26 protein-coding genes are annotated in these 26292 nt (G+C 33.5%); 2 read left to right on the top strand and 24 right to left on the bottom strand.

All coding sequences use genetic code 11. From position 1 onward, the window contains the following. Positions 1-10: 10 nt before the first annotated feature. From mtnN to sal, 21 genes are all read right to left on the bottom strand, one after another. Positions 11-697, bottom strand: coding sequence for a 5'-methylthioadenosine/S-adenosylhomocysteine nucleosidase (mtnN, locus tag KA893_RS01185; RefSeq protein ID WP_194375712.1), 687 nt, complete (start codon positions 695-697; stop codon positions 11-13). 226 nt (positions 698-923) lie between these two features. Continuing rightward, entirely contained in the window at positions 924-2156 is a 1233-nt protein-coding gene (locus tag KA893_RS01190) for an NRAMP family divalent metal transporter (protein ID WP_194375713.1), read from the bottom strand. Positions 2157-2159: 3 nt separating this feature from the next. After that, positions 2160-2918 (bottom strand): 5-oxoprolinase subunit PxpA, encoded by a 759-nt coding sequence (gene pxpA / locus KA893_RS01195; protein WP_194375714.1) that lies wholly within the window; start codon positions 2916-2918, stop codon positions 2160-2162. Further along, on the bottom strand, positions 2919-4277 hold the full coding sequence (locus KA893_RS01200) for an acetyl-CoA carboxylase biotin carboxylase subunit (protein ID WP_041080580.1): 1359 nt from the start codon (positions 4275-4277) through the stop codon (positions 2919-2921). It abuts the gene before it with no gap. A 22-nt stretch (positions 4278-4299) separates the two neighbouring features. Beyond that, positions 4300-4746, bottom strand: coding sequence for an acetyl-CoA carboxylase biotin carboxyl carrier protein (locus KA893_RS01205; protein ID WP_041080579.1), 447 nt, complete (start codon positions 4744-4746; stop codon positions 4300-4302). After that, complete coding sequence (locus tag KA893_RS01210; RefSeq protein ID WP_069822030.1) at positions 4746-5753, bottom strand: 5-oxoprolinase subunit C family protein; 1008 nt, start codon at positions 5751-5753, stop codon at positions 4746-4748. The genes KA893_RS01205 and KA893_RS01210 overlap by 1 nt, the downstream gene beginning before the upstream one ends. Next, complete coding sequence (pxpB, locus tag KA893_RS01215; protein ID WP_194375755.1) at positions 5743-6477, bottom strand: 5-oxoprolinase subunit PxpB; 735 nt, start codon at positions 6475-6477, stop codon at positions 5743-5745. Before pxpB ends, KA893_RS01210 begins: the two co-directional genes overlap by 11 nt. 294 nt (positions 6478-6771) lie before the next feature. Next, positions 6772-7248, bottom strand: coding sequence for a transcription elongation factor GreA (greA, locus tag KA893_RS01220; RefSeq protein ID WP_002483128.1), 477 nt, complete (start codon positions 7246-7248; stop codon positions 6772-6774). A gap of 27 nt (positions 7249-7275) precedes the next feature. Next, positions 7276-7899, bottom strand: a complete 624-nt coding sequence (gene udk, locus KA893_RS01225; protein ID WP_011302972.1) for a uridine kinase — start codon at positions 7897-7899, stop codon at positions 7276-7278. After that, the gene (locus tag KA893_RS01230) at positions 7899-9167 is read right to left on the bottom strand and encodes a peptidase U32 family protein (RefSeq protein WP_373688265.1); all 1269 of its coding nucleotides are present in this window, start codon (positions 9165-9167) and stop codon (positions 7899-7901) included. Before KA893_RS01230 ends, udk begins: the two co-directional genes overlap by 1 nt. A gap of 13 nt (positions 9168-9180) precedes the next feature. Further along, positions 9181-10104: a peptidase U32 family protein gene (locus KA893_RS01235; protein WP_002483125.1), complete on the bottom strand. Its 924-nt coding sequence runs from the start codon at positions 10102-10104 to the stop codon at positions 9181-9183. Beyond that, positions 10101-10742, bottom strand: coding sequence for an O-methyltransferase (locus KA893_RS01240; RefSeq protein WP_002483124.1), 642 nt, complete (start codon positions 10740-10742; stop codon positions 10101-10103). The genes KA893_RS01235 and KA893_RS01240 overlap by 4 nt, the downstream gene beginning before the upstream one ends. Before the next feature lie 569 nt (positions 10743-11311). Beyond that, positions 11312-11644, bottom strand: coding sequence for a DUF1292 domain-containing protein (locus KA893_RS01245; RefSeq protein WP_194375716.1), 333 nt, complete (start codon positions 11642-11644; stop codon positions 11312-11314). Positions 11645-11660: 16 nt separating this feature from the next. Then, on the bottom strand, positions 11661-12089 hold the full coding sequence (gene ruvX, locus KA893_RS01250; RefSeq protein WP_011302969.1) for a Holliday junction resolvase RuvX: 429 nt from the start codon (positions 12087-12089) through the stop codon (positions 11661-11663). A 3-nt stretch (positions 12090-12092) separates the two neighbouring features. Next, positions 12093-12353, bottom strand: a complete 261-nt coding sequence (locus tag KA893_RS01255; RefSeq protein WP_002483121.1) for an IreB family regulatory phosphoprotein — start codon at positions 12351-12353, stop codon at positions 12093-12095. 69 nt (positions 12354-12422) lie between these two features. Further along, a complete protein-coding gene (alaS, locus tag KA893_RS01260) occupies positions 12423-15053 on the bottom strand; it encodes an alanine--tRNA ligase (RefSeq protein ID WP_069822033.1) in 2631 nt (876 codons plus the stop codon). 348 nt (positions 15054-15401) lie between these two features. Beyond that, complete coding sequence (gene recD2, locus KA893_RS01265; RefSeq protein WP_041080574.1) at positions 15402-17786, bottom strand: SF1B family DNA helicase RecD2; 2385 nt, start codon at positions 17784-17786, stop codon at positions 15402-15404. Between the two features lie 3 nt (positions 17787-17789). Continuing rightward, entirely contained in the window at positions 17790-18455 is a 666-nt protein-coding gene (locus KA893_RS01270; protein ID WP_115352934.1) for a tetratricopeptide repeat protein, read from the bottom strand. A gap of 134 nt (positions 18456-18589) precedes the next feature. Then, complete coding sequence (gene mnmA / locus KA893_RS01275; protein WP_002483117.1) at positions 18590-19702, bottom strand: tRNA 2-thiouridine(34) synthase MnmA; 1113 nt, start codon at positions 19700-19702, stop codon at positions 18590-18592. Next, the gene (locus KA893_RS01280) at positions 19703-20845 is read right to left on the bottom strand and encodes a cysteine desulfurase family protein (protein ID WP_041080572.1); all 1143 of its coding nucleotides are present in this window, start codon (positions 20843-20845) and stop codon (positions 19703-19705) included. A 60-nt stretch (positions 20846-20905) separates the two neighbouring features. Continuing rightward, positions 20906-22537, bottom strand: coding sequence for a Sal family ABC-F type ribosomal protection protein (gene sal / locus KA893_RS01285; RefSeq protein ID WP_075339788.1), 1632 nt, complete (start codon positions 22535-22537; stop codon positions 20906-20908). A 293-nt stretch (positions 22538-22830) separates the two neighbouring features. Here sal and KA893_RS01290 point away from each other — a divergent pair, with 293 nt between their 5' ends. After that, positions 22831-23829 (top strand): LLM class flavin-dependent oxidoreductase, encoded by a 999-nt coding sequence (locus tag KA893_RS01290; protein WP_069822035.1) that lies wholly within the window; start codon positions 22831-22833, stop codon positions 23827-23829. Positions 23830-23976: 147 nt separating this feature from the next. Here KA893_RS01290 and KA893_RS01295 read toward each other — a convergent pair whose 3' ends face one another. From KA893_RS01295 to cymR, 3 genes are all read right to left on the bottom strand, one after another. Next, positions 23977-24147, bottom strand: coding sequence for a hypothetical protein (locus KA893_RS01295; protein ID WP_162835595.1), 171 nt, complete (start codon positions 24145-24147; stop codon positions 23977-23979). A 37-nt stretch (positions 24148-24184) separates the two neighbouring features. Next, the gene (locus KA893_RS01300) at positions 24185-24367 is read right to left on the bottom strand and encodes a CsbD family protein (protein WP_002483111.1); all 183 of its coding nucleotides are present in this window, start codon (positions 24365-24367) and stop codon (positions 24185-24187) included. Between the two features lie 126 nt (positions 24368-24493). Then, the gene (cymR, locus tag KA893_RS01305) at positions 24494-24913 is read right to left on the bottom strand and encodes a cysteine metabolism transcriptional regulator CymR (protein WP_002483110.1); all 420 of its coding nucleotides are present in this window, start codon (positions 24911-24913) and stop codon (positions 24494-24496) included. A gap of 86 nt (positions 24914-24999) precedes the next feature. On the opposite strand from cymR, the gene KA893_RS01310 reads away from it, so the two are divergent. Then, positions 25000-26283 (top strand): replication-associated recombination protein A, encoded by a 1284-nt coding sequence (locus tag KA893_RS01310; RefSeq protein WP_041080570.1) that lies wholly within the window; start codon positions 25000-25002, stop codon positions 26281-26283. The last annotated feature ends 9 nt before the right edge of the window (positions 26284-26292 follow it).

A 26292-nucleotide genomic window follows, 5' to 3' on the forward strand; every position in this document is an offset into this window, starting at 1 on the left:
TTTCACCTTTTTATATAGTTTTAATTAAACGATCAACAATTTGACTTGAAGCAATTGCTGCTTTTTCTAAGAATGCTTCGAATGTTATACCTGCATCACCATCTGCTAAATCAGAAATAGCACGTGTAATTATGAATGGTAGGTTAAACTGATAACATGTCTGGGCAATCGCTGTTGCTTCCATTTCTGCTGCCATGGCTTGTGGAAAGTTTGTTTTGATATCTGCGCGTTGTTCTGCAGTGCCAATAAAACTATCTCCACTTACAATTAAACCAGATTTAGCAACCCATTTTTGATCATTTATTGCTTCTTTTGCTAATTCAATTAAATGGCTATCCGCAACAAATTGTGCAGGCATTTGAGGAATTTGACCCAATTGATAACCAAATGCTCTTGCATCTGCATCGTGATAAGCTACCATGTCACTTACTACAATATCTCCGACACCAAGTGATTTGTCTAATGCACCCGCCGAACCTGTATTAATAATTAAATCTGGGTGAAAACGATTTATTAATAAAGTAGTAGAAATTGCAACATTTACTTTTCCAATAGCACTTTGAGTCAAGATAACTTCTTTATCATGTAAACGCCCTTTATAAAAAACAACATGAGCAACATTAATTATTTCTAAGTTAACAATTTTATCTTTTAAGATAGCTACTTCTTCTTCCATAGCACCTATAATACCTATCATTATATTTCACCTCATCTTAAAATCCTAGCCTTTGTTATTCTACCATATTTGAACACATAGCTCGATAATAGTTCAATGTTTTTGCATAAAATAATAATTATTGAAATTATTTAAACTTTTTAATTATATTAACTATCATAAATTCGTTTATTTTAAAAACTTAACATGAAAAATACCCTGAACTTATTGTATTGTAACCATAAGTCAGGGTATTATCTATTTTCATTTAGCTACCAAATAATTCAGTTAAACCTTGAAGCGAGAAGATACCAGTTACAATCGTTACGACTACTGCAACAATCCCGAACCAAAGCATCCATGTCGGGTGTTTGTAATCTCCTACGATTGATTTACGTTTACTAGCAATTAATATCGTACCTAATGTAATAGGTAAAATCAAACCATTTAGTGCACCTGCTACAATAAGTAACGTGACAGGTTTGCCTAAGAATAAAAATACTAACGTTGACACTACAATGAAACTAATTACAATAATATTCGTTTTATTATAAACAGATTTATGTAATGTTTTTAAGAATGTTGCACTTGTATATGCAGAGCCAATAACTGAAGACATTGCAGCCGCAAATAGTACAATACCGAAAATATTTCGTCCTATAGGTCCTAACACATGTTCAAATACAGAAGCAGGTGGATTATCAGCATTCAATGTAACGCCCGTTACTACTACACCTAATACAGCTAAGAATAATAATGTTCTTAGTACACCAGTTGTTAATATACCTGAAATCGCAGCCTTATTTACAAATGGTAAATAATCTTTACCTTTAATTCCAGAATCTAATATTCTATGTGCGCCAGCAAAAGTAATGTATCCGCCAACCGTACCACCAACTAATGTGATAATTGGTAAAACAAGCGCTAGTGGTTGCTCTGGCATCACTAAATGTTTTGCAGCCTCAGCATAGGGTGGATTGGCTTTAAACATAACAAAAGCGACAACGATAATCATCAATACACCTAAAAACATTGTTACGATGTCCATTATCTTTTGTCCACTTTTACTAATAAATATTGCAATTGAAAGAACGGCAGTAATTGCTGCACCTATTTTAACATCTAACCCAAATATCGCATTCAAACCTAATCCAGCACCGGCTATGTTACCAATATTAAAAGCTAGACCACCAATTGCAATGAGGATTGATATAAATGTACCCAGTCCATTAAAAATTTCATTAGCTACTTCTTGTCCACGTTTACCTGTAACAACGAGTACACGCCAAATATTAATCTGTGCACCAATATCAATTAATATAGATAGTAAAATTGCAAATGCAAAACTAGATGCAAATTGTTCTGTAAATACAGCAGTTTGTGTTAAAAATGCTGGTCCTATCGCGGATGTTGCCATTAAAAACACAGAACCTAATAATAACCTTTTGTGATTTTTAGTAAACTGGAAATCTTTCTCGTCTGACCTTAATTTTTCTCCCATTGCTTACCCCCCTAGCCTTGTAATTGAAATGCCTTCTTTCGTTAATTGTTCTCTAATTTGTGTTACAAATTCAATTGCATGTGCCCCATCGCCGTGCACACAAATAGTATCTGCTTTAATATCTATTGTATTGTCATTTTTTGTAATTACTTTTTGAAATTTAACCATATTTATCACTTGTTTAATCGCTTCATCTGTATTGGTAATCAATGCATCAGCTTCTTTTCTGCTTACTAACTGTCCATCGTCTTCATAACGTCTGTCGGCAAAAACCTCAGAAGCTGTGGACAATCTTAAAGCCTGTGCTTCTGAAATTAATAAAGTATTATAAAGTCCCACATAGATTAAAGTCGGATCAAAGTCATAAACTGCTTTTGCAATAGCATGCGCAATAACTTTATCTCTTGCTCCCATTTGATAAAGTGCACCATGCGGTTTAACATGATTAATCTTAACGTCATGAATTCTACAAAAACCATTCAATGCACCTAATTGATAAACAACAATATCATAAACTTCTTCAGGAGATAAATCCATATTTCTTCTGCCAAAGCCTTGTAAATCAGGAAGTCCTGGGTGTGCGCCGATACCTATACCGTTGTCTTTTGCAAGTTTAATGGTATCGTTCATCACATGTTGATCGCCAGCATGAAAGCCACATGCAATATTTGCTGATGTTATTAAAGGAATAATTTGATTGTCACTACCAAATGAATAGTTACCAAACGCTTCTCCTAAATCACAATTCAAATCTACTTTCATTTATACTTCCTCCTTTAAAATTTGATGTCTATCTAAAAATTTAATGTCTACTTGGCTTGCATCACCATCAGCATATTCAGGATAAGATAATACAGCATATAGAAAATCAGCAGTTGTCGTAAAACCATCGATGACCATTTCATCAAGTGTTACTTTTAATTTATTAATAGCAAGTTGTCTAGTGGAAGACTTCACAATCACCTTTGCAACTAATGAATCATAATATGGTGAAACTTTATATCCGTGATATAACAAACTATCAACACGTATATTAAAGCCCTGTGGCAGATGTAAAGCTTCTACAGTGCCTGGTGTAGGTTGAAATTGTTTCTCTGGATTTTCTGCATTGATTCTTGCCTCAATGACATGACCATCAAAAGTAATGTCTTCTTGTGTGAATGGTAGTTCATTATGTTGCATGAGATACAATTGTGCTTGTAATAAGTCTCTGTTTGCTCTCATCTCTGTTACTGTGTGTTCAACTTGGATGCGTGCATTCATTTCTATAAAGTAATACGCATCATCCGTAACTAAATATTCAATGGTGCCTGCACTGCGATAATGAGATGCACGCGCCACTTTAACAGCATCATTACACATTGCTTCTCGCATCGACTCAGAAATTGCAGCGCATGGTGATTCTTCAATTAACTTTTGATTTTTCCTTTGTACAGAACAATCTCTTTCACCTAAGTGAATAAAATTATTTTTGCCATCACCGATAACTTGAACTTCCACATGTTTTGCAATAGGGATGAAAGCTTCAACATAAATACGGTCATCATCAAAATACTTTTTACCCTCACTTTTAGCTTCTTTAAAAGCTTTTTCGAGTGACGCTTCTTCTTTGACAATACGTATACCTTTACCGCCACCACCACTCGCTGCTTTTAACACAAGTGGATAACCAGTATCTTGAGCAATAGATTTCACTTCACTTATCGAATCAACATCACTTGTAGAACCCGGAATAATAGGAACACCGACATTATCAACTGTTTGTCTAGCAGTGATTTTATCCCCCATCATTTCCATAGTTGTCTTAGTAGGACCAATAAAATAAATCTCGTTCTCTTCAACTTTTTGGGCAAACGATGCACTCTCCGATAAAAAGCCGTACCCTGGATGAATCGCGTTAGCTTGTGTTATTTTGGCTGCGCTAATAATTCTGTCTTGGTTTAAATAACTTTCAATTGGATTTGCCTCACCTATACAAACAGCTTGATCTGCTAAACTTACATGCAAACTTGATTCATCACCTATCGCATAGATTGCAACAGTTTCAATATTTAGTTCTCTGCACGCTCTTATAATACGTACAGCAATTTCTCCTCTATTTGCTATCAGACAACGATACAATGCAAACACCCCTTTATTTGACTTATTTTACGTTAACAATCAGTTGATTGTATTCTACGCTCGAACCGTGCTCAACTAAAATTTCTTCTACAACGCCTGAAACATCGCTTGTTACTTCATTAAGCACTTTCATCGCTTCAATATATCCGACTGTATCTCCTTTTTTAATTTCGTCACCCACTTGTATAATAGGGTTTGTTAACTCTTTTTCGTCTTGTAAGAAAAATGTGCCTACCATTTGAGATTTAATTTGTTGATATGTATGCTCATTTGTTGAATCATTCTCTTCATTTTTAGCATTATCTATTTTATTACTATCATTTTTTTCTGCTTGGTTTGATGTAATATGATTTGCATCATTCTCAGTAAAATCAAGTTCGATTTCGTTTTCATAGTCTTTATATTTAAATTTTTTAACGTCGTTCTCTTTAACTAATTTAATTAACTGTTCTATTTTTTCAAAATTCATTATAATTCCCCTTTTAATAAATTTTTGATTCGTGACGCTGTTGGTCGAAGTTGTTTTATTTTAAAAATTGGATTTTTTATTATTTCTTTTCTTTTTTCAGAAAAACATTTTTCTTTTTGCTTTAGTGTCTTGATTGCATCTTCGACTGATATCCATTGGAATCGGATGGTTTCACCTGGCTGTTTTTGTGCCAGTATCGATAAATCAGCTGCACAAACTGTTGCAATTTTAGTATAGCCTCCCACAGTTTGCTTATCATTCAGTAAGATAATGGGATTACCATCGTTAGGCACTTGAATACTACCAAGTGCTACTGGTTCTGAAATGATATCTGCAGAATTGGTTGGCGCAATATTTTCGCCTTGTAAGCGGAATCCCATACGGTCAGATTTTTCTGAAATTTTAAACGATTCAGATGTTAATTTTGCTTTTACTTCTTCTGAAAACTGCTCTATTTGTGGCCCTTCTATAATATGAATCGTGTGTTGTTCATCGTTTTCATTTTCAATACGCGCACTTATACCTATCTGAGATAAATAGTGATCGTTTTGTTGAATAGTCAATACATCACCTTTTTTTAAAGCTCGTCCTTTATAGCCGCCAATTTGACTACGGGTGTGTGTGGCATAACTATTAGCTATCAAAGGTACATTGATAGGTTGTCCAAAAGCTATGTATCCTCTGGCACCATGTAACGCTGAATTTAACTTTAATATATCGCCTTTTTGTGCTTTAATAACCGTTTGATGAGATATAGGTTCATCATTAATAGTAGCGTCAAACTGAGCACCTGTTATAACAAAGGTATTATCTGCTAAAAATTGAATGGACGGGCCGATAATAGTAACTTCTATTGCAGGTCCTTCATTATTAATTAATGTTTGTGCAAGTCTATACGCATAGATGTCTAATGCACCAGCTGTTGAAAACCCTTGATTTTGATAACCAATTCGCCCTTTGTCTTGGATTGTACTAAACAAACCGGGCGTTAATATTTTAATACTCATTACTTACTGTCACCCACTTTTCAATATCAAATTGATTACTTTTTTGTTCCTCTTCAATCTGATTTAAGGTTTGTTCATTAATAGCATAAAACTTAATATAATCTCCTGAGTTGTATAAACACATTGGATCTCGATTTATATCAAACACTTGTATAGGTGTTTGTCCGATAATTTGCCAACCACCTGGAGAAGATTTTGGATATAATCCTGTTTGGTTATTTGCAATACCAACAGAACCCGCAGGAATACTTGTCCTCGGTTCCTCTCTTCTGGGTGTATGTAATTGTTTATTTAACCCTCCTAAAAATGGGAAACCTGGCATAAAGCCCAGCATATATATTAGGTAGGTATTTTCAGTATGTAATTTAATAACTTCTTCTGAAGTTAATTGATTATGTTTCGCGACTGTTTCTATGTCTGGGCCACGGTCACCACCATAGTATACGGGTATATGTAAAATTTTAGATTGTGAGTTTGATGTCAGTCCTGCATCAACATCAACATTGCCTAAGTCCAAGCTGTTTATGATTTCTGTCGCATCGCTTTGAGTGATATCGATAGTCAACATAATTGCGCGATACGAAGGTATTATTTCTAAAATAGCTTTATTACTTTGATCCTTAATATACTGTTCTATTCGCTGTACTTCTTTAAAAATATCAGGATCAATCTGTTCATCAAAATAAATCATGATGGTTTGTTCATTAATGATTTTATATTCCAGAAACGTTGCCCCCTTTGTTAATTATCACAACTTATTATAAAAACAAACTAAGTTGTACATTCAACATTTCTATTATATCATTTATTATAAATTTCTGTTTAATAGCAAATAATTATCATAGATTATAATAAATAATGAATTCGGCTTATATGAAAAGAATCAATATAGATAGCCTAAATAATTTTATAATTGTTATCAATTTATCAGAATATAGTCTGCAAGTATAGAAATATTTTAGCAAAGTGTAAAATCCCCCCAGACATTTAACATGTGTGGGGGGATTTGCACTAAAACTTATTTGATATTTACGATTTTAACATTTATTTCTCCACCATTTGGTAGTGGAACACGTACTTCATCGTCTAATTTTTTGCCAATTAAACTTTTGGCCATAGGTGATTCGTTAGAAATTTTACCTTTAAATGCGTCTGACTCTGCAGAACCAACAATTTGATATTCTTCTTCTTCTTCACCAGGTAATTCAACAATCGTAACTGTTTTACCTAATTGTACTTCGTTATTATTACCTGTATCTTCGATAATAAGTGCATTACGTAACATGTTTTCTACACGTTGGATATCTTGCTCAATAAAACCTTGTTCATCTTTTGCCGCATCATACTCTGAGTTCTCTGATAAGTCACCAAAAGAACGGGCAATTTTAATTTTTTCAACGACTTCAGGTCGTTTAACAGTTTTTAATTCTTCAAGCTCATGTTCTAATTTCTCAAAACCTTCTTGCGTCATTGGATATTGCTTTTGGTTTTCCATTATGTCATCTTCCTTTACTTATAAATACTATTGTTTACTAACTAAAGTTTGAATCTTCGTCGTCATTATATCGATAGCTACTTTATTACTTCCGCCTTCTGGTATGATAATATCTGCGTATCTCTTAGTTGGTTCTATGAATTGATTATGCATAGGCCGAACTACATTCAGATATTGATTAATAACAGATTCCATTGTACGTCCTCTTTCTTCGGTATCACGAAGCAGACGTCTTAATATGCGCAGATCAGCATCTGTATCAACATAAATTTTGACATCCATTAAATCTCTTAATGTTTTGTTTTCAAGTGCAAATATACCTTCTACGATGATAACATCTTTTGGCTCAAATGCAATCGTTTCCTTACTTCTCGTATGATTTGAGTAGTCATATGTTGGCACTTCAACCTGCTTACCATTCCTCAAGTCATTCAAATTGTCAATTAATAAATCATTATCAAATGCAAATGGATGATCGTAATTGGTTTCTAAACGTTCATCAAAAGTTAAATGTGATTGGTCTTTATAATAATAGTCTTGAGCCAATAGTGCAACACTATGACCTTCTAAATTTTTCATTATTTCGTTTGTAACGGATGTTTTCCCCGATCCTGAACCACCGGCAATGCCTATTATTGTTGTACTTTTCATTATCCAATTTCCTTTCTCATCATGTTATTCGCATAAATTGGATGATCGACTTTAATTTGAACTATCTGCAACGGATGGCGTGCAGCATCAAGTTCATTTCCCTCTTCATCATAAATTGTTTCCACAACTTGTCGAAAAGTATCAATTTCTGGTCCAAAAAATTCAATTTCCTGTCCAGGTTCAAATTTATTGCGTTGTTGTACTGTAGCAATTTTAGTCGCTTTATCATAATCTAACACTAACCCACAGAAATCATAAGCAGAATTTTTCTTATTTTGTTGACCAAACATTTGCTCTTCATAACCTGGTGTACCTTCTATAAATGCAGATGCAGTATCTCTATTAGCGCATTTGTCTAGTTCAATCAACCATTCTGGCTTAATCTTAAAGTTCTCTGGATCACTTGCATATGCGTCTATAACTTTTCTATAAATTGAGACTACTGTCGCAATATAATGTATGGATTTCATGCGTCCTTCAATTTTTAAAGAATCTACACCAATATCCATCATATTGGGAATCGATTCTATTAATTTCAAATCTTTAGGGCTCATTGCAAAAGGTGCAACCTCATGATCACCATAATATAAATCTAATTCCCCATCAGATTCAATATGTAATAAATCATAATCCCATCGACAACTTTGACAACACCCACCACGATTTGAGTCACGCGCAGTCATATGATTACTTAATGTACATCTTCCTGAATAAGCAATACACATTGCACCATGTATAAAAGATTCAATTTCAATATCAACTTTTTCTTTCATCTCTTTCATTTCCATAGCACCTGTCTCACGTGCTAAAACAACCCTATCTAAACCTTCTTCTTTCCAAAACTCAACTGCTCTGTAATTAGAAAGTGATTGCTGTGTTGAAAGGTGGATTTCCAATTCTGGCGCTACTTTTTTACAAGTTTCAATTATAAGCGGATCAGCAACGATAATACCAGTTGCACCTGTTAATGCTAAATCGCGTAAATAGGTGTCTAAGCCGTCTATATTTTCATCATGAGCAATTATATTAGTGGTTACGTATATTTTAGCACCATAACGCTTTGCAAATGCAACACCCTCTTGGATTTCTGGCATTGTAAAGTTATCTGCATTAGATCTCAAACCATATTCTTGTCCACCGAGAAAAACAGCATCTGCACCATAATGTATAGCTATTTTAAGTTTCTCTAAATTACCAGCAGGTGCAAGAAGTTCAGGCTTTTTCATTTTAGGTTTATTTTGAACATTAATTTCTTCTAAAATTTTCACGAGTTAACCTCCATTAGTATACTGTTTGTTTATATAAGAAGCCTTCGTCAAACGGGCGATGTTCCGGTTGTATTGCTTCTATTGGATCGACAAGCATGAATTTTTCATCTTCATATGCATCTGGGTCCTCATTATACAGATCTATTGCTTCTCTGTATTGTTCAGTACAAACATTGATATAACTTTCTGACTGTAAGATGCCGTCTATTTTCAGTGAATCTATACCCGCTTCAAGTAATGGTTCCAATTCTTCTATTAAGCAAATATCGTTTGGTGACATAATATGTGTTCCATTATAATCTTCATAAACTGGGTATTTATTATCACGTTCTTCGTCATATAATAATAAATCATTCGTTTCATCGTTACGGGAGATCTTCATTTGACGTTCTTGGAAAGTGTAATAATTACCTAACAACATACGCTTAGATTGGAACATGCAAGTCATACCATGAACTTGAACTTCAATTTCAACATTCGCATGGGCTTTGATATTAAGGATTTCGTCCAAACTCAATTCTCTAGCAAGTTGTGCACGTGCAGCTCCTTTTGCTCCCCAATAATTACATTGAAAATAATTAGTCACCAGTGCTTCTGCATCCCAATGTAAAGGAATTGGATCTGTGTGTTGTTTAACATACATAACAACAGCTGGGTCTCCAAAGATAATTCGATCAACTTTTATTTCATGAAGAAAATCAATATAAGCTTCAACTGCACTTAAATGATAGTTATGGAATATACCATTTACTGCAGCATATGCCTTTTTACCATTACGATGAATCATATCCACTGCTTCAATCATTGCTGCTTTATCAAATTCTCCTGATAATCTCAAACCAAATTTTTGCTCGCCAATGACAAAGGCATCAGCACCTTTTTCAATTAATGTTTCGATATGTTTAACCGATTTGGGTGTCACTAATAATTCTGTCATTTAGATTCTCCTTTAATTGAAATGGCTAATCCATCATCAATATTTAAAAAGTTAGTCGTATAAGCTTCGTTATTCATAAGCCATTCGTTATATTCAATCACCTTTTTAACCATTTGGCGCACATTGCGAGTCCGCACAACTGAAATATCAGAAACAAAGCCATGATAGAGTACATTATCCGTAATAACTACGCCACCTTCTTTTAATAAAGGTGTATATAATTCAAAGAATTTCTTAGACTGTGCTTTAGCAGCATCAATAAATATCATATCGAAACTTTCTTGTTCGACATTATGAAATTGCTCTAACGCGTCACCCTCAACCAATGTCACTTGATTTGAAAAATCGTATTTCCTAATATTTTCTTTTGCTTGCTGTTGCATATCTGAATCACGTTCAATTGTCGTAATATGTACATCTTTAGATACAGATGCAAATTGCATTGCACTATAGCCAATCGCTGTACCAATTTCTAAAATATTTTGTGGTTTATGCAGCCTAATCAATTGCTTAATCATTTCTAAAGTAAGTCTGTCTACAATAGGGACGTTATTCGCTTCTGCATATGGTCTCAAAGACTCTATCGTTTCATCGGTTTGTTTATGTAAATTTAATAAATAGGATTGATTATTATCCATTTTCAAAACTTCCTTCGTTATAATATAATACATAAGTTTTAACAATAAAATAGGGAGTAGTATAGAAGCCTTTTGCACATAAGGTTCCTTGCCCCATCCCGGCAAAAATGGCCAATTAAAAACTCAAAATACTTATAGATTTGCGCTAGAATGCGTCATTTTATGTATGACCATCATATTTTCTTTAGAAATTATGCTTTAACATCTATTATCATTGTATTTTCAACTTAATCAGTTACCGCACAGACTATCAATCACACTAGTCATTGGTGCTCGTGCTAGTTTAATTTTAGTAAAGATGAAAAATATATTTACATATAACATTTATATGGTCTATTCCATTATTAATAAATGCAATTTCAAAATCGTATGTGTTTGAATTTAACTTTATATATTTTACCATAAACACCCCGATAATATAAGCATAAATTCCGTAGTTAGTTAACTCTTAAATATATAATTATCATTAATCATTCGATTTTTATTCGTTTATTTACAGAAAAAAACCATACTGCTTTTCCAGTATGGTTTACTTCATAGTGACTTATATTTAAAGAACGATTTTTTAATTATTCGTGGTCATGATCGTGGTCATGATCATCCATTTCTGTATTAACGACTTCTTCAATCATATCCCATTCTTCGTCAGTTTCCACTAGTAAGAATTTGCCACCTTCACCATTTTCATCTGGCTCATTAATCATAGGCACCAATTCAATTAAATCGTCATCATCTGATTCTGCACCTTCTTCAGCAAGAATAACGTATTCTTTTTTGAATTCTGGGTGGAAAAATTCTAATACTTTACGATATAAGACTTCATTACCTTCTTCATCATATAATGTAAGTAATTCCTCTTCATTGTTAATTTCTAATTGAGAATCATGGTTATGCTCTGTCATTATTAAAAGCTCCTTTTTATTGTAATGAGTCTAAATAGCCTTGCAATATAAATACTGCTGCCATTTTATCTATTACTTTTTTTCGTTTCTGTCTAGAAACATCCGCTTCAAGTAATGAACGCTCCGCAGCCATAGTGCTTAGACGTTCATCCCACATAATTATTTCTAATGATGGCAGTGCTTCTTGAAGTTGCTCCTTGTATTGTAACGAAGCCTCGCCTCGAAATCCAATAGAATTGTTCATGTTTTTTGGTAATCCAATAACTACAGTACCAACGTTATCTCTTTTTATAATTTTTACTAATGCTTCAATACCTAATTCATTGTTCTCTTCGTCTATACGGAGTGTGTCTAATCCTTGGGCTGTCCAACCCATCAGATCACTTATTGCAATGCCAACAGTCTTACTTCCTACATCTAATCCTATAATTTTATGCTTTAACATAAACTAATTCGATTTCTCTTGCAAATAGTTTGAAACTAATTCTTCCATGATATCATCGCGATCAATACGACGAATTTGATTTCTAGCTTCGTTATTGCGTGGAATATACGCAGGATCTCCTGATAATAAGTAACCAACAATTTGGTTCACAGGATTATATCCTCTTTCTTCTAAGGTATGATAGACATTTTGTAATACTGTTTTGACATCTTCTTTTGGAATTTCATCATAATTAAATTTCATTGTTTTATCAAAATTTTCCATTGTTCTTACACTCCTTTGTATCGAGTAAAAAAAGTTCTTACTTATATTCTACATTAGAATCGAATCAACTTATAGAGATTTAATGTAATCTTTAATGAAACGTAATGATTCTGTTATGTTCTCTGGTTCAGTACCGCCGCCTTGAGCCATATCAGGGCGTCCGCCACCTTTACCGCCTACTACAGGAGCCATGTTTTTAATGATATCTCCTGCTTTCACTTTATAAGTTAATGCTTTTGGTACGGTAGCTACTAATGACACCTTACCATCTATATTACTAATAAGTACAATAACAGTATCTTGTAATTTTGATTTAAAATCATCCATAGTTTCACGTATTGCTTTAGCATTAGGAACTTCTACTTCCGTTGCTAAGACTTTCAATCCATTAATTTCTTCTACTTGATTAGTGATGTCACCCATTTTTAATGATGTCACTTCTTTATTCTTTTGTTCAAGTTGTTTTGTAAGCTCTTTTTCTTTGTCTTGCATATGAACGATTTTCTCTAATACTTGGTCATCTGATTTTACTTTTACTTGCGATTTAACTGCGTTAAATTGAGATTGAATCGTTTCTAAGTATAAGAAAGCTGATTTACCAGTCAATGCTTCTATTCGACGCACTCCAGCACCTGTACCAGACTCACTTACTATTTTAAATAAACCGATTTCTGATGTGTTGTTCACGTGAATACCACCACATAATTCAATTGAAAATGGGGCCATATTTACAACTCTTACAATTTCACCATATTTTTCACCGAAAAGTGCCATAGCACCTAGTTGTTTTGCTTCAGAAATTGGCATTTCTTGAATATCTACTTCAATACTGTTCCAAATTTCTTCATTAACACGACGCTCAACCGTGTCAATTTCCTCTTGTGTCATTGGGCCAAAGTGTGAAAAGTCAAATCTTAGACGATCTGCTTCAACAAGTGAACCTGCTTGATTAACGTGATCTCCAAGGACTTCTTTTAATGCAGCGTGTAATAAATGTGTTGCACTATGGTTTTTCTTGATTGAACGACGTTCTTTGTGATTCACACTCGCTGAAACTTCAGCATTCTTCTTAACAGTACCAAATTGAATCTCACCTTTGTGCAAATTCTGACCATTTGGTGCTTTAGTCACTTCAGTAACTGCGATTTCAAAGTTTTCATTACTAATTGTACCTTGGTCTGCCACTTGACCACCACTAACAGCATAAAATGGTGTCTCACGTAAAATAAAGTAAATCGTCTCTCCTGCTTCTGCAGATTCTACAAGTTCACCATTTTGGATAATATCTGTGATGACAGAGGCTTTGTCCATAACATCATACCCAACAAATGTGCTATCTGTGGTAATCTTTTTCAATACTTCACTTTGAACTTGCATAGATTGTGAATTTTGTCTTGCTTGTCTTGCTCTGTCTCGTTGCTGTTGCATTTCTTCTTCGAATGTTTGCATATCTATTGATAAATTTTCTTGTGTCGCAATTTCTTCTGTTAACTCAACTGGAAAGCCGTAAGTGTCATATAATTTAAAAGCGTCTTTACCACTGATTTCATGGGTAGATGTTTTCGCTTGTGCAACTAAGTTATTTAGAATAGCTAGACCTTCTTCTAATGTTTCATGGAAGCGTTCTTCTTCTGATTTAATGACGCGCTTAATAAAGTCTGCTTTTTCTTTAACATTAGGATAATATGGTTCCATAATGTCAGCTACAATATCAACTAGACGATACATAAATGGTTCATTAATATCTAATGATTGACTGAATCTTACTGCTCTACGTAATAAACGACGTAAAACATATCCTCTTCCTTCATTAGCTGGTAGTGCACCATCTGCAATGGCAAATGCAATTGTACGAATATGGTCGGCAATCACTTTAAATGCCACATCATAGTTATCATTTTCCAAGTATGTTTTACCTGATACTTTTTCTACTTCATGAATGATAGGCATAAATAAGTCTGTTTCATAATTTGTACGCACATTTTGAGCAAGTGATGCCATTCTTTCAAGACCCATGCCGGTATCAATATTTTTATTGGGCAGTGGTGTATAAGTGTGATCTTTATTGTGATTGAACTCACTAAACACTAAATTCCATACTTCAAGGAAACGTTCATTTTCTCCCCCTGGATACATTTCTTCTGCAGGATCATCTTGTCCAAAATCTTCTCCACGATCATAGAAAATTTCCGTATTCGGACCTGATGGACCTTCACCAATATCCCAGAAGTTGCCTTCAATGCGAATAATACGACTTTCCTCAAGTCCAATGTCTTCATTCCAAATTCTATACGCTTCTTTATCCTCTGGATGTATTGTTACATATAAAAGTTTAGGGTCCATTGCCATCCACTTTTCACTTGTTAAAAATTCCCATGCAAATTCTATAGCTTCTTGCTTAAAATAATCCCCAATTGAAAAGTTACCTAACATTTCAAAAAATGTATGATGACGTGCTGTGAAGCCAACATTTTCTATATCATTTGTACGAATTGCCTTTTGAGAATTAACTATTCTTGGTTTTCTAGGTGTTTCTCTACCATCAAAATATTTTTTCAATGTAGCTACACCAGAATTAATCCATAATAGTGAATCATCGTCAATAGGGACTAATGGTGCAGAAGGTTCTACCATATGGCCTTTTTCTACGAAATAATCAATAAAATTTTGTCTAATTTCACTTGCTTTTAAGTTTTTCATACTTAAAATTCCTCCATCTCAACTCATGTTAGTTCTTTAAATAATTAAAAAAGAAAATAAAAAACGCCCATCCTCATAAAAGGGACGAACGTTTCGCGGTACCACCCTAGTTATAAGTGTTAACAAATTAATTCAATCTTAATTGTAAGTATCATACAGATCAAACGACTGACTTTAATTCCCTAACATACACTTATCACTTAATTAGTTATTATGCTTGCTGACACAAAGTAGCATTCAACTATACCGACTGTACTTTTCACCAACCAGTACATCTCTTTTCGCTCAGTATAATTTACTCATCTTTATGTGAAGTTAATTATATTGTATTTATTTTCTTGTCACATGTCAATCTTCAACGAAGTCATATGGGGAAATATCTCCCATATTAATCATTGGGTTAATTTTAAAAATATTGTCTTCAGTTAGAATGATATCAGCATCAAATGTGTCGCTGATTTCTTCTTCAGTAGATGCATCGTTATTAAAGTAGGCTTTTAAAAATGTGCATAACTGTGTCATTCTCACTTGTCCATGCGTTTTTAAACCAATATCAAAGGCTTGCGGATCACCTAAAAAGACAAGGGATTGTTTAGCCCTTGTTAAGCCAGTATATAATATGGGCTTTTGTAGCATTCTAAAGTATTGTTTTACCATAGGCATGATGACTATTGGGAATTCAGAACCTTGTGATTTATGGATCGACGTACAATAAGCATGAGTTAATTCTATTATATCTTGACGAACAAAAGTAATTTCATTACCTTCAAAATCAACGACTAATACATCTTTGTTCAACGCATTTTCTTTTGCCCAAAAAACACCCACGATTACACCAATATCACCGTTGAAAATATTATCATTAGGCCTATTTACAAGTTGCAAGACTTTGTCACCTTTTCTAAAAAGCACATCACCAAATTCTATTTCACGTGTATCTTTATCCTTAGGATTTAAAATATCTTGTAATACCATATTAAGTTTTTTTATGCCTGCTGACCCTTTATACATTGGTGCAAGCACTTGAATATCACTCATATCATAGCCTTTATTCACAGCGCTTGAAACAACTTTTTCCACAACTGTCGGAATCTGATCTGTATTACAATTTATAAAATTTCGATCATGAAAACGTTGGGTTATATCAATCGGTTCACCTAGTTTCATCCGATGCGCTAATTCAATAATACTAGAACCATCTTGTTGTCTATAAACTTCTGTTAAATTAACACGAGGAATCACTTTTGAATCAATTAAATCTTTAAATACTTGACCAGGACCTACAGAAGGCAATTGATCTTCATCACCTACTAAAATGATTTGTGCATCTATTGGAACTGCACTTAAAAATTGGTGGAACAGCCATGTATCAACCATAGACATCTCATCAATGATAATTAATTTTGCTGATATTTCATTATCTAAAATATCTTCCGGTTGTGTATCCTGATTCCATCCGATTAAGCGATGAATTGTCATGGCTTCTAAACCTGTCGACTCTGCCAAACGCTTTGAAGCTCTTCCTGTAGGCGCACCTAATACGACTGGATAATCATCATTTTGATAATCATCATAATTTAATGAGAGACCATGAATTTCTGCATATAATTCTACAATACCTTTTATCACAGTTGTTTTACCTGTACCAGGACCACCTGTGAGTAACATAATTTTAGAATTAATAGCAGTCTGTAACGCATCTTTTTGTGAATTTGCATAATTAACTTGATTGCGCTCTTCAATTTCTCCAATCTTCATTAAAAGATCAGACTGTTCTATTTGTTTGAGTTTATTCGTATACGCATAATTGCGATAAAGATTCTGCACACTTTTTAATTCTGAATAATATAAACTCGGAATTGCAACTTCATTTTCTTGTTGAATGAGTTTGGTATCATTTACCAATTCTTGTAATACATGATTCAATTGTTGCATTTCTATTATTTCACTAGGTGCTTGAGAAAGCATATCTTGAGTCATTTCTAATACATTTTGAGTAGGTAAATATGTATGTCCTTGCTTAATACATTCCTCTTCAAGTACATATAACAAACCCGCTTTTAGTCTTTCTGTATCATTGAACTGGATTCCAACATTTCGTGCTAAGGTATCAGCTTTATTAAATCCAATTCCTTTTACATCATATACGAGTTGGTAGGGTTTATTTTCAACAACATTAAGTGTTTCTCCTAAATACGCTTGGTAAATCGCCATAGCTAGTTTTGGTCCAAACCCTAAATCATGTAAGCGTATGATAATTTGCTCCGTCTCTTGATTACTAGCAATTTGTTCAGCAATTTGTTTTTGCTTTTTCTTAGGTAAACCAGGTACTTGCTCTAATACCGACGGGTCATTCAAGATATCGTTTATAGCATTTTCACCTAGTTTATTAACAATACTTTGCGCAGTTTTTTTACCAATACCTTTAAATAAATCACTTGATAAATAACTAATAATTGCCTCTTTAGTTTGTGGTAATTCTTTTTCAAACGTTTCAGCTTTAAGTTGTTTACCATACTTCGGATGTGTAACAACTTGGCCTTTGAATGTATAAACATCACCTTCAGCAATTTCTGGGAAAAACCCTACAATCGTAGGCATTGAATCAAATGTTTCACTTGACTCAATTGTATCAACTTTTAAAACCGTATAAAAATTTTCTTTATTTTGAAATAAAATCGCATCAACGGTTCCTTTAATCATTGAATTATTAAATAGTGTAGGGTCTCCCATCAGTTATTCCTCCTCTGCGATAGATTTAAATGTTTTTATAGCATGCTGACTCATAACATGTTCTGGATTTGCGTCTACAGCAGCTTCAAAATATTCAATTGCTTGTGCTGTATCTTCAGTCTGCATATAAGTTGCCAAACCTAAATTATATAATGCATCTGATTGTTTATTATCCATTTCTAACACCGACTTAAGTTGCTTTATCGCTTGATCAAACATTTCTAAATGACAAAGTACAAGTCCATACTGAAATTGAACCTCAACATCATGACGGTCATCTTGTTCTGCTGCAGTCATTAAAAAAGGTAAAGCCTCTTTAAATGCTTCTAATTGATTAAATGACATGCCAATCATATAGTTAGTATCGACTTGATCAACGTTAAATTTCAACGCTTGTTGATACAATTTAATCGCTTCATTAAAACGGCCTTCATTGTAATATACATTCCCGAGATTATAATAGATTGCGCCATTTTGCGGATCTAAAGTAATTGCACGTTGAAAGAATTTTTCTGCTTTATCTACTTCGTTCGCTTCAGCTAATAAAATCCCTGCATTTATGTAATTTTCTACTTCTTTTGGATTTGCTTCTATGTTTTCAAATAATGCTTTTAATGCTTCTTCAAAATTGCCCTGTTTAATTAAATTATATATCTGTTCTTGATTCATTTCTAACCCTCATTTCTGACTACTTATTATAACATTTACCACGGTATTTGAAATGATAATTTCAAAAAAAGAAATCGCTAGTTACTATATTGAATAGCTTTCTAACGATTTCGAATAAAATTCAAAATTAATATTTATACAACGTAACTTAGTTGACCAGATTCTTTATAAACGTCATCTATCGTAGCGCCACCTAAACATACATCACCATCGTATAAAACGACAGATTGGCCAGGTGTAATAGCGCGAACTGGTTCATTAAATATCACGCGTATAGCATTTTCGTTTTCTTTTTTTACAAATACTTTCGTATCTTTTTGACGATATCTAAATTTAGCTGTACATTCGAAACCATTTTCTAGATTTACATCATTTACGAAAGAGATATCAGATGCTATAAGGTAATCGCTGTATAATGCGTCATGATGGAATCCTTGTTCCACATATAAAATATTGTCATCTAAATTTTTACCTACAACAAACCATGGATCACCATCGCCACCAATACCTAATCCGTGACGTTGACCAATTGTATAATACATCAAGCCAGCATGAGTGCCGATTTTTTTACCTTTTAGTGTTCTCATTTCTCCAGATTGTGCTGGTAAATATTGTGATAAGAATTCTTTGAAATTACGTTCGCCAATAAAACAGATTCCTGTTGAATCTTTCTTTTTAGCTGTAGCTAGGTCTTGTTCTTCTGCTATTCTGCGTACTTCTTTTTTCTCTATATCTCCAATCGGGAACATCACACGTGACAACTGGGATTGAGATAACTGATTCAAGAAATATGTTTGATCTTTATTATTATCAACACCTCTTAGCATTTCAACATGACCATCTTCATGACGACGCACACGTGCATAATGTCCAGTTGCAACATAATCTGCACCGAGTTTTAACGCATGTTCTAAAAATGCTTTAAATTTAATTTCTTTATTGCACATAACATCTGGATTTGGTGTACGTCCTTTTTTATATTCGTCCAAGAAATAAGTAAACACTTTATCCCAATATTCTTTTTCAAAATTAACTGCATAATATGGAATACCTATTTGATTACATACAGCGATAACATCATTATAATCCTCTGTTGCAGTACAAAATCCATTTTCATCTGTATCATCCCAATTTTTCATAAAAATGCCAATTACATCATATCCTTGTTCTTTTAAAATATGTGCTGTAACTGAACTATCAACGCCGCCTGACATGCCAACTACTACGCGTGTATCTTTATTTGACAACTACATTTCCTCCCTAAATTTATGGTATATTTTGTGAATTTCTGAAACTATATATTTAACTTCTTGTTCTGTTGTCTGTTCATTAAAGCTAAATCTAACTGAGTGCTTCGCTCGCTCATCATCACTATACATTGCTTGTAACACGTGTGATGGCGTCGTTGTTCCTGCTGTACATGCCGAGCCTGATGATACATAAATATTTGATAAATCTAATAATGTGAGCATTGTTTCAACATCTACAAACGGTAAATATAAATTAATGATATGTCCTGTTGAATCTGTCATGGATCCATTGAGTTCAAAAGGAACTGAGCGCTCTTGTAACGACACTAGAAACAAATTCTTTAAATTCATAAGGTGCACATTATTTTCATCTCTATGCTCATTAGCTAATTTGATTGCTTCAGCTAAACCTACAATTTGTGGCACATTTTCAGTACCAGCTCTACGTTTTGCTTCTTGTTCTCCACCTAATTGTTGATACTTCAATTTAGTTTCTTCTTTTAGCAAAAGTACGCCGACACCTTTTGGACCACCAAATTTATGTGCAGTAATACTCATAGCATCCATATTAAAATCATGGAAATCAATTTCTAAGTGTCCAATAGCCTGAACTGCATCAACATGGAATAATGCATTCGATTCTGAAACAATTTCTTCAATATCATACATAGGTTCAACAGTCCCAATTTCATTATTAACAAACATAATTGAAACTAAAATGGTTTCTTCAGTAAGTGCATTTCTTAATTGATTAAGGTTAATCAATCCTTCTTTATCCACTTCTAAATAAGTAACTTCGAAACCTTCTTTTTCGAGTTGTTCAAATACATGAAGTACAGAATGATGCTCAATCTTAGTAGTAATGATGTGTTTACCTTTGTGCATGTGCTCATAAGCAATACCTTTAATTGCAGTGTTATTTGATTCAGTTGCGCCACTAGTAAAGATGATTTCACTTGGCTTAGCATTAAACGATTTAGCAATTGTAAGACGCGCATCATCTAAGTATTTTCTGGCATCCCTACCCATGCTGTGAATTGATGACGGATTACCAAAATGTACTGAATAGACTTCCATCATTTTATCAATAACTTCTTGTTTGACGGGTGTTGTTGCAGCATAATCTGCATATACTTCCATGTTTGACACTCCTTAAATTTTTATCAATGTTCCAATAATAGCACCATATAATTTATTTTTCTAGTCGTCTGTTTCAAAATGGCCATTTTCATCTATATCTCTGAAATCATTTAATAAATTCAACGTATTTTGCGTATTAATTTTTTGTTCACTATTCATTGTAACATTAAGTAATTGTTTGTTTTTTACAACCCAATGTGTCGCATCAAAATGTTTTTGTAAATATAAATCATGTGTAACAATCAAAACTTGTCCTTTGAACTGTTTGATCATATTTAAAATTAAGTCTTGCGTTGTAATATCAAAGTAATTCGTTGGTTCATCTAAAATGAGTAAATTAGCATTTGAAAAAAACAATAGTACAAATTGCAATCTACTTTTTTCACCCATAGATAAAGAACGAATCGTTTGTTGTATTTTATCTTTATCAAAACCGAACGAAGCCAAGATTGTTTGAGCATAACTACGTGTCATATGATCTATTGACATGACCATATCTAATGGTGTTTGTCTGTAATTCAAATTATTATTTTGTTGATCAAAATACGCAATTTTTACTGAAGGCGTTACATAAACTGTACCTTTATCCGGTTTCACTTGTTGTCTTATAAGCGCAATTAGTAATGATTTACCACTACCATTCGGACCAGTTAATAAAATATGTTCATCTTTTTTAATTTCAAAATTTGCTTTGTTATAAATTATTTTTTGTCCAATACCTATACATATATCTTCTAATTTCACTAATTCTCGATTATGCACTGATTGTTCATCATTAAAATGAAACTTTCTATCCTGTTTATCCGGAGACTCTAACTGCTTTTCATTTAATTTATGTGTTAACTGAGCATTTTTTACTTTTGCTTTTTTAGCTAGTTTGCTAAGACGCTTTTGTTGTTTAGGATCACGCACACTTGTCGTAGCTTTGGCAGTTGAATGCCATTCATTCACGCGTGCAATTGATTCTTCCAGCGCTTTGATTTCTTTTTGTTGCTTATCATATGCATTTTTATGAGATTGAAATTCTAATTGTTTGACTGAATGGTATTGATTATAATCACCTTGAAATTTTCTCGATGTTTTTTTAGTGATTTCATAAACATGACTCGCAGTCTGATTTATAAAACCACGGTGATGTGAAACGTAGAGTATCGTTTGCTTAGACTTATTTATTTCTAAAATTAAATTATCTAGCATTGCTTGATCAAGATGATTTGTAGGTTCATCTAATATAATTAGCGGTTTTTCAGATATAAACGCTCTGATTAATGCAACGCTTGTTTGTTGTCCGCCACTTAATAATCGTATTGGCTTATCTAAATCTTGTTCACTTATATTAAACCGCTTTGCGGTAGTAATTATTTTTTGTTCTATCTCATAACCATTTAAAGCGATATAATCACTTATCTTGTCATAATCGGTTACAATTTGCGTTTTCAAAGTTGCAACCTCAGGAAATATTGAAATGATAAAGGTCATCGCGGTTAAATCAAATACTTGCGTCAAGTCTTGCTTCATTAAATATGATTGCGTTTCATATTTTAAATTTAAAGCATTTAACAATGTTGACTTGCCGACACCATTATCACCAATCATTGCAACATGCTTACCTAGTTCAATATCAATATTTACGTCTTCTATCAATATTTTACCAAACTGTTCAAATGGTTTTTCTGAAAAATAAAAAGACATATCATCTTCCTCGCTCTCAATAAGGACATGACACATCTTTAAATATTATAACTGTAAAAGATTATAAGGTGCTTTCACATAAAAATACTAACCAGACAATGCCTATCCCATAATAGTTTTATTTTCTTGTACATCGTTGTTATTTACCTTATGAGCATTATCCATAGTATTTTTCTTGAGCCACCTCTCATTTTAATTTCATTAATTATAACAGTGAGCAATTTCTTACGCAAGTTTAAAAACCACTGTTATACTTCTTTATATTAGTTATTTAAAGGAGGATTACGTTAATTATGAAAGACTTAAAGTTATCGGCACTTAACTTAGTGCCAATTCGTGAAGGTCAAAATGACCAGAATGCCATAGAAGATATGGTGACGTTAGCACAACAATTAGAATCCTTAGATTATGAGCGTTATTGGATTGCCGAACATCATAACGCGCCTAATCTAGTCAGTTCAGCGACCGCATTGTTGATCCAACACACTCTAGAACATACTTCAAAAATACGTGTTGGATCTGGAGGAATCATGTTACCTAATCATGCACCTCTGGTTGTCGCTGAACAATTCGGTACAATGGAAACAGTGTTTCCAAATCGTGTAGATTTAGGTTTAGGTCGTGCACCAGGAACAGATATGATGACGGCTAGCGCGTTAAGAAGAGACCAGCATAATGGCGTTTATGAATTCCCTGAAGAAGTTGAACAATTGGCAACTTATTTCGGACCAGCAAATAAACAGGCTTATGTTCGCGCGTATCCTGCAGTAAACAAAAACGTTCCACTTTATATACTTGGTTCTTCCACTGACTCGGCTCATTTAGCTGCGCGTAAAGGCCTTCCTTATGTATTTGCGGGTCACTTTGCTCCTCAACAGATGAAAGATGCTATACAAATATACAAAGAATTATTTGAACCATCAGAGGTATTAAGTGAACCTTACGTTATCGTTTGTTTAAATGCAATCGTCGCAGATACAGATGAACAAGCTGAATACTTATCAACGACACAAGCACAAGTAATGGTCAGTATAACTAGAGGAAGAATGCAACCAGTTCAACCGCCAACAGACGATTTAAGAGGTTTATTAACGCCTACTGAATTTGAATTAGCGAAACAGAGAATGGCTCAATCATTAATAGGATCAGAAGAAACTGTAAAAGCTAAATTAACTTCATTTATTGAAGAACATGGTGAGATAGACGAACTAATGGCAATAAGCTACATTTACGATCAAGATGCACAGGTAGAATCTTACCGTAAATTAAAACATGTGATTGAATCTCTATAACATTATGTTATATACAACACTGATAAAATTCAATGCACTAGAGCGCGTATGTGTACTATACATTGGAATATCAACTCAAGTAATGATAAAAAAGCACAACTTACTTTATAAAAGTAAGTTGTGCTTTTTATTTAATCGAATAAACTATTATTTTTCGTCTTTTTCTTTTTTACCATCTTTATTATCGTTATCACTGCCACCAGTGAATTTATCGATTTGTTCAGATGCTTGTTTAGCTTTTTCATTATCTGTATCTTTTAATTTATCTGATACTGTTTTTGCAGTTTCTTTTGCTTTTTCAAAGAAATTTTCAGCCATATGAATCGCTCCATTTAATTAATTGAATTAGTGTAAATTATTTTTTGAATTTATCGATAACTTCATTAGCTTTATCTTTTGCATTTTCTACAAACTCTTTAGCTTTACCTGAAGTTTTATCTTCTTTACCTTCGTTTTCTAATTCTTTATTATCAGTAACGTTTCCAACTGTTTCTTTCACATTACCTTTTGCTTGTTCAAATTTATTTTCATCTGCCATAATAATTACCTCCTTGCGATATATAATATACATACCACTCAGTAAACTAATTAAACATACAAATAAAAAATTTTTGTTTTTTACTAACATAGATATATAAACTAATAAAAAATGATAGCTTACACATTAAATATAAAACATATAACCGTCTAAGTTATTAGTTTCTTTATACTCAGCTAAATATTTTAAAGATGTATTATCAAGTACATCTCTTACCGCATCTCTCATTCTGATCCAAAGCTGTTTCTGTGCAGGTGGTTCAGACTCTATGCTTTCGACAAAGGTAATTGGTCCTTCAAGTAAGCGTATAATATCACCAGCAGTAATTTCATCCGCTGGTACTCTTAATTGATAGCCACCTTTTGCACCACGAACACTTCGAATTAATCCGGCATTTCTTAATGTACCTACTAATTGCTCTAGATACAGATCACTTAAGTTGTTTTCTTCTGCTATCGATTTTAATGACACACATCCTTGGCCTTCTTTTTTGGCAAGCGATATCATTAATGTTAACCCATATCTTCCTTTTGTTGAAATTTTCATTATATTACCTCACTTAATTCGAATACTATATATTAACATTCTATCATTTTTTAAGTTAATATAGAATAAGAAAGGTGTGAAAGATTTTGACAAATGAACCATTAGCTTCAAGAATGCGTCCAAATAATATCGATGAAATCATTTCTCAAGAACACTTAGTTGGACCAAAAGGAATTATTCGAAGAATGGTTGAAACTAAAAGACTTTCTTCAATGATATTTTATGGACCTCCTGGTATTGGTAAGACGAGTATCGCGAAAGCCATATCAGGAAGTACTCAATTTAAATTCAGACAGTTAAACGCTGTTACAAATACTAAAAAAGATATGCAACTCATTGTAGAAGAAGCAAAAATGTCTGGACAAGTTATTTTATTACTAGATGAAATCCACCGTTTAGATAAAGCGAAACAGGATTTTTTATTACCACATTTAGAAAATGGAAAAATTGTGTTAATCGGTGCTACGACGTCAAATCCCTATCATGCGATAAATCCTGCGATTCGATCTCGTGCTCAAATTTTCGAGTTATATCCACTTGACGAAAACGATGTCAGGGTATCATTGGATAGAGCATTAAATGATTCTGAAAGAGGTTTAGCTAGCTACAATCCAATGGTCGATGAAGACGCTATGGCTTATTTTACAACCCAAAGTCAAGGTGACGTTAGGAGTGCATTAAATGCCTTGGAACTAGCCGTATTGAGTTCGGAAAATATTGATCAACAACGACATATTACTTTGCAAGATGCAAAAGATTGCCTACAAAAAGGCGCTTTTGTAAGTGATAAAGATGGCGACATGCATTATGATGTGATGAGTGCATTCCAAAAATCAATCCGCGGTAGTGATGTTAACGCTGCGTTACACTATCTTGCCCGTTTAATTGAAGCTGGGGATTTACCCACAATAGTTAGAAGATTACTGGTAATCAGTTTTGAAGATGTTGGACTAGCTTCTCCAAGTGCAGGTCAACGTACACTAGCTGCAATTGAATCAGCTGAAAGATTAGGTTTTCCTGAAGCTAGAATCCCATTAAGTCAAGCAGTCATAGAACTTTGTTTATCTCCAAAATCAAATTCAGGTATCAGTGCGATTGATGCAGCCCTTTCCGATATTAGAAAAGGTCATGTTGGTCAAATACCAGATCATCTAAAAGACGGTCATTATGCTGGTGCAAAAGAACTTGGTCGTTCTATCGGTTATAAATATCCACATAACTATGAAAATGGTTTTGTCGCACAACAATATCTACCAGATAAATTGAAAAATAGAATATACTATGAACCAAAAACAACTTCAAAAAGTGAGCAACAATTTAAAGCTGTGTTCGATCATATTAATCAATCGCAGCAAAAAAATAAAGGCTAAAGCCACATT

The sequence above is a fragment of the Staphylococcus sp. GDY8P126P genome (assembly GCF_017891965.1).
Lineage (GTDB): Bacteria > Bacillota > Bacilli > Staphylococcales > Staphylococcaceae > Staphylococcus > Staphylococcus saprophyticus.